Here is a 4,516-nt window from a genome sequence, read left to right as displayed (position 1 = left end):
GTTCAGTTCTCCCAGGCATAGCCTGGGGCTTAATATTTGAGTTATATTTATCCCGCTCTGTGCGGGTTTACTGAATACTTACGGATACTCATACAGACATTGTAAAATGTTCCGAATAGTATGAGGTGTGCGTGTTGCGAAGAGGTGATAAAATGAAAAACTCCAAAAAAGCGAAATCATTAAAATCCGACACTCGGCGTTCCAGGCTATTAAAAACCAGATCCATCATGTTCTATGCAATATCGGATGGAGTAAAGAGAATTTATACGAATAGGGATGGTATCAAAGGTTACGGAGTGAACCGCATTCCGAATCCTTATTCGGTTTCATTTATAAATGTATTCATCAATGGCGTGTTACAGCTTAAGCCTCTTTATAAGGTCAGGAAAGGCAAGCTGCTGTTGTTGTCGGACGATGTTCCGGGTAAAGGCGTACCGATCATTGTTCAATCGGTAAAAATTATTGGTTAGGCAAGAAAGGGGGTGAAAGCATGGCAGCATCGTTAATTAAACTGTACGTTGCAGCCACTGCATCCGCGCCGGTCGCTACCGGAGGAGCTGTGACGACAACCGTAGATCCCAACGTTACAAGATTCAACGCAACGATTGCTGCAGGAATGATCGGCGCCACCGATACCACGATACCTGCGGCAAGTTTCTCTGATGACAATGGCAACGCGGTGACCAATTTACCTTCGACACCTGCCAACGGATATATTAATGTGTATGTGAACGGTCTTTTGCAAGAAGCCGGTTTGTCTACATTGTCGACCACGCAATTAGTGTTAAGTACAACAGCGGCTCCTGCCGGTGTACCGGTAGTCCTTGAAGTATCCGATTATTCCAACACGACTTCCGCGATTACGACCGAGCCAACGATTTCCGCGCCGACCATAACCATAACTGTATAAAAAATAACCCGCAGGTTGTCGGCCTGACGGGTTACTTTCTTGCGTTCACCGTCCATGCTATCGGCTATCGCTAATTCCGGCGGGCTCACGCCTCCCCTTCCCGCACCGACCATTCCTCAAGCGACAGCGTCGGGTCAGCCTTCATGTCGAGGGGCGAAAACTCGCCGCGCTTCCATTTCAGATGCGCGGCCGCTCCGATCATGGCCGCATTGTCCGTGCACAGCGCGTTCGGCGGAATAAGCAGCGGGATGCCCCGCTCGCCGCAGCGCGCCGTCAGCGCCTCGCGCAGTCCGCGATTCGCGGCCACGCCGCCGCACAGAAGCAGCTGCTTCGCGCCGAATTCACGCACCGCGCGCAATGCCTTCGTTACAAGCACGTCGATAACCGACTCCTGAAAGCCGCGCGCCACGGAAGGCCGCATCGGCGGCTCGCTTTTCATTCTCGACTGGTTGATGGCCGAGAGGACCGCCGATTTCAAGCCGCTGAAGCTGAAATCGTACGAGTCCGGCTCGAGCCAGGCCCGGGGCAGTTCGCTGACCTCGGTGGCTTCCTGCGCCAGCCTGTCGATGTGGGGACCGCCCGGGTAAGGAAAATGCAATGCGCGGGCGACTTTGTCGTAGGCTTCGCCGACCGCATCGTCGCGCGTCCGGCCGATAATCCGGAACGCGCCCTCCCGCTCCAGTACGACGAGCTCCGTGTGTCCGCCGGATACGACAAGCGCAATCGACGGGTACACGATCTCGCCGATCAGGGCGTTGGCGTATATGTGGCCCGCAATATGATGCGTGCCGATCAGCGGCAGGCCGAGCGCCATCGCGAAGCTTTTCGCCGCGACGACGCCGACGAGCAAAGCGCCGACCAGTCCGGGACCCTGCGTGACCGCAACGGCGGACAAGTCGCGGGGAGTCATGCCCGACTCGCGAAGCGCCGCTTCCATCATCAGGGTGATCGTTTCGACGTGCTTGCGCGAGGCGATCTCCGGCACGACGCCCCCGAACTGCCGGTGCGTCTCGATCTGGCTGGAAACGAGATTGGACAGAATCGTCGCGCCCCCGCGGACAACCGCGACCGACGTTTCGTCGCAGCTCGTTTCCACCGCGAGAAGAATCCCCGGATCCCCGGCCGAATGCTGGCTGCCTGTCATTGTTTTCCCGTCGCTCCTTCCTCCGCCAGGTCCGCCCACATGATGAGCGCATCCTCCTGATTGTCCGTGTAATACTTGGGGCGAAGCCCGTTCGGCTTGAAGCCGAGCTTGCGGTACAGCCGCTGGGCGATTTCATTGGTAACGCGCACCTCCAGCGTCATGGCCGTCGAGCCGTGTCGGACCGCGAGCTTCTGCAGCTCGCGCATCAGCCGTTCGCCGTAGCCGCGGCCGCGCCACCCGTCTCTCACCGCTATATTCGTCACATGCGCCTCGTCGATGATCGTCCACATGCCGCCGTAGCCGATGATGCGGCCGTCCGTGACCATGACGAGATAGCGCGCGAAATGGTTATGCTTCAACTCGTTCGCGAATGCCTCCGGCGACCATGGCGCCGTAAAAACCTGGCGTTCGATCTCTACGATCGCAGGCACATCGTCGAGCGTCATCGGCCGGAATTCAATTTCCTCCCATGGACGAATCCCTGCCGCTCCGGTTGCTTGATCGGGCATCGGTCACTCCCCCTGCCGTTTGGCCAGCAGCTTCACTTCCGCTTCCGCCAGCTGGGTATAGTTCGGTACGAATGTATGCGGCGCGTCGGTCTCCCCCCGCAGCAGCCGCCGTGCGCCGAGCCACGCAATCGCGCGGCCTTCCATGACCTGCGGCGACTTGACCGCGAGGATGCCGGATTCCGCCAGCAGAACGCCGAGCCGCTCGGCTTCCGCCTCGTGCAGCGACAAATCGCCCGTGAAACGGATCGCAGCCGGCGGCGAATCGGACCGCTTAGCCCATTCGGCCAGTTCCTCCACCCAATCATGCATCGGCCGTATGCCGTCATCCGTCTTGCGAATCCAACCGCGATCGGCAGCAACGGCATCCGCGGCACCGCTGCGGGCGCCGGCATCGCCTTCGGCTTGAAAAAGCGCCGTATACACTTGCCCCCTGCGCGCGTCCATAAGCGGCACGATCCAGTCCGGCTTGCCGGGCATGCCGGAAGCGCGCGCTCCTTCGTTCCCGCCGGCATCGGAGCCGGTGGTCCGGAACGAGCCGCAGGCCAGCGCCTCCAGGCTGGACACGCCGACGAGCGGCACCTTCCAGACCCATGACAATGTTTTGCCGACGGTGACCGCGATCCGCATGCCGGTATAGGAGCCCGGTCCGCGGCCGACCGCAATGGCGGCCAGCGACTCGGGCGCCACCCCCGCCGATGCGATCAGCTGCTTCACCTGGGGAACGCTCTGCACCGAATGGTTCCGCTCGGCGAGCGACTGCACCTCGGCCAGCACCTCGCCATCCCGGACCACAGCGGCGGCCAGGGCGGCGGTCGACGTATCGAGTGCCAGGATTGCGCCCGATTGCCCGGGCCATTCCGCCATTTTCGCGCTATGCGCCATGCCCGTCAGCCCCTTTCTCCGCCAGTCTCCGGCACCAATCCGCATAGCGCTCGCCAAGCCCGGTTATGCGAATCGTCCGCGTGTCGTCACCCGTACGGGCAATGACCATTTCCAGCCGTTCGGGCGGCAGCAGATCCGGAATCAGGCTCGCCCACTCCACGATCGTCGAACCGACGCCGAAAAAATAATCGTCCAGCCCGAGCTCATCCGCCTCCGCCTGCGACAGCCGATAAACGTCCATATGATAAAAGGGCATCGACGCCCCCTCGTATTCCTTGATAATCGTAAAAGTCGGACTGTTCACGACGCCTTTCACCCCGAATGCGCGCGCAAACGCCTGGGAGAAAAACGTCTTGCCCGCGCCGAGATCGCCGTCGAGCGCGATCACCGTGCCGGGCTCCGCCCAATCCGCCAAAAGCTCGGCCAGCCTCGCCGTATCCCGCGCGCTGCCGGCCTGCCACACCGCACTACCAGATGCCTGCAAATGCTTTCACCCGTTCGTCTTCGTTTTTCCGTTATGCATCCGCAAAATGATTGTACCCGCGTTTGGCGAGCGCCAACCTTTGCATGCTCCTCTTGCCCGCTTTCCCGCCAAGCTTGCCGGGGCGGCCTTGCCCCCCGCCAACCGCCGCCGCCCGCTCCAGCCAAACCGCCGCCGGCCCGTCCTCCACCCCGCCGATCACATAGAAAGGCAAGCCCTCGCGGTTAAAAAGCGCCCGAAGCGGCTCGCAGGCCGAAGCCGACGCCGTGCCGAGAAGCACGTAATCCTCGCCGCCGTACAGCATCCAATCCAAGGCAAGCGAGGCGGCATCCCGGCCGGAACCGACGCCGGCCGACACTGCGTAGGAAGCGAGGCTCCCGGCCCGCGGCAGCAGCTCCTCGCGCAGCACGATGGCGGCGCCGGAAGCTTCGGCGATTTCCCACGCCTCGCTCGCCAGCCCGTCGCTGACGTCATTCAGCGATGTGCAGCCGCCATGGCCGGCGAGCAGCCTGGCCGCGCGCACCGACGGCTCCGGACGCCGGTGCGCGCGCACGAGCGCGGCCGTGCCCGCCGCCTCGGCGGCGCTGAGC

The 4,516-nt window shown here is 61.5% G+C and carries 7 protein-coding genes; 2 read left to right on the top strand and 5 right to left on the bottom strand.

The annotated features are described in order from the left end of the window. Positions 1–152: 152 nt before the first annotated feature. Together RWM61_RS19995 and RWM61_RS19990 are read left to right on the top strand one after the other, a co-directional pair. Positions 153–470: a DUF4183 domain-containing protein gene (locus RWM61_RS19995; protein WP_314004197.1), complete on the top strand. Its 318-nt coding sequence runs from the start codon at positions 153–155 to the stop codon at positions 468–470. A gap of 20 nt (positions 471–490) precedes the next feature. After that, on the top strand, positions 491–910 hold the full coding sequence (locus RWM61_RS19990; protein ID WP_314004195.1) for a DUF4183 domain-containing protein: 420 nt from the start codon (positions 491–493) through the stop codon (positions 908–910). Between the two features lie 85 nt (positions 911–995). Here the strand turns inward: RWM61_RS19990 and tsaD are convergent, their stop codons facing one another. The 5 genes from tsaD to RWM61_RS19965 form a co-directional block, all read right to left on the bottom strand. Next, on the bottom strand, positions 996–2,054 hold the full coding sequence (gene tsaD, locus RWM61_RS19985; RefSeq protein WP_314004193.1) for a tRNA (adenosine(37)-N6)-threonylcarbamoyltransferase complex transferase subunit TsaD: 1,059 nt from the start codon (positions 2,052–2,054) through the stop codon (positions 996–998). Beyond that, a complete protein-coding gene (rimI, locus tag RWM61_RS19980; protein WP_314004190.1) occupies positions 2,051–2,563 on the bottom strand; it encodes a ribosomal protein S18-alanine N-acetyltransferase in 513 nt (170 codons plus the stop codon). The genes tsaD and rimI overlap by 4 nt, the downstream gene beginning before the upstream one ends. 3 nt (positions 2,564–2,566) lie before the next feature. Then, complete coding sequence (gene tsaB, locus RWM61_RS19975; RefSeq protein WP_314004187.1) at positions 2,567–3,445, bottom strand: tRNA (adenosine(37)-N6)-threonylcarbamoyltransferase complex dimerization subunit type 1 TsaB; 879 nt, start codon at positions 3,443–3,445, stop codon at positions 2,567–2,569. Continuing rightward, positions 3,435–3,929, bottom strand: coding sequence for a tRNA (adenosine(37)-N6)-threonylcarbamoyltransferase complex ATPase subunit type 1 TsaE (gene tsaE, locus RWM61_RS19970; RefSeq protein ID WP_314004184.1), 495 nt, complete (start codon positions 3,927–3,929; stop codon positions 3,435–3,437). The genes tsaB and tsaE overlap by 11 nt, the downstream gene beginning before the upstream one ends. A gap of 31 nt (positions 3,930–3,960) precedes the next feature. Next, positions 3,961–4,516: AIR synthase-related protein (locus tag RWM61_RS19965; protein ID WP_314004181.1), on the bottom strand; the 556-nt coding region annotated here is incomplete at its 5' end.

Source organism: uncultured Paenibacillus sp., assembly GCF_963515335.1.
GTDB lineage: Bacteria > Bacillota > Bacilli > Paenibacillales > Paenibacillaceae > Paenibacillus_I.
Note: the sequence above shows the minus strand (reverse complement) of the source record. Positions and strands in the feature narration are given on the sequence as shown.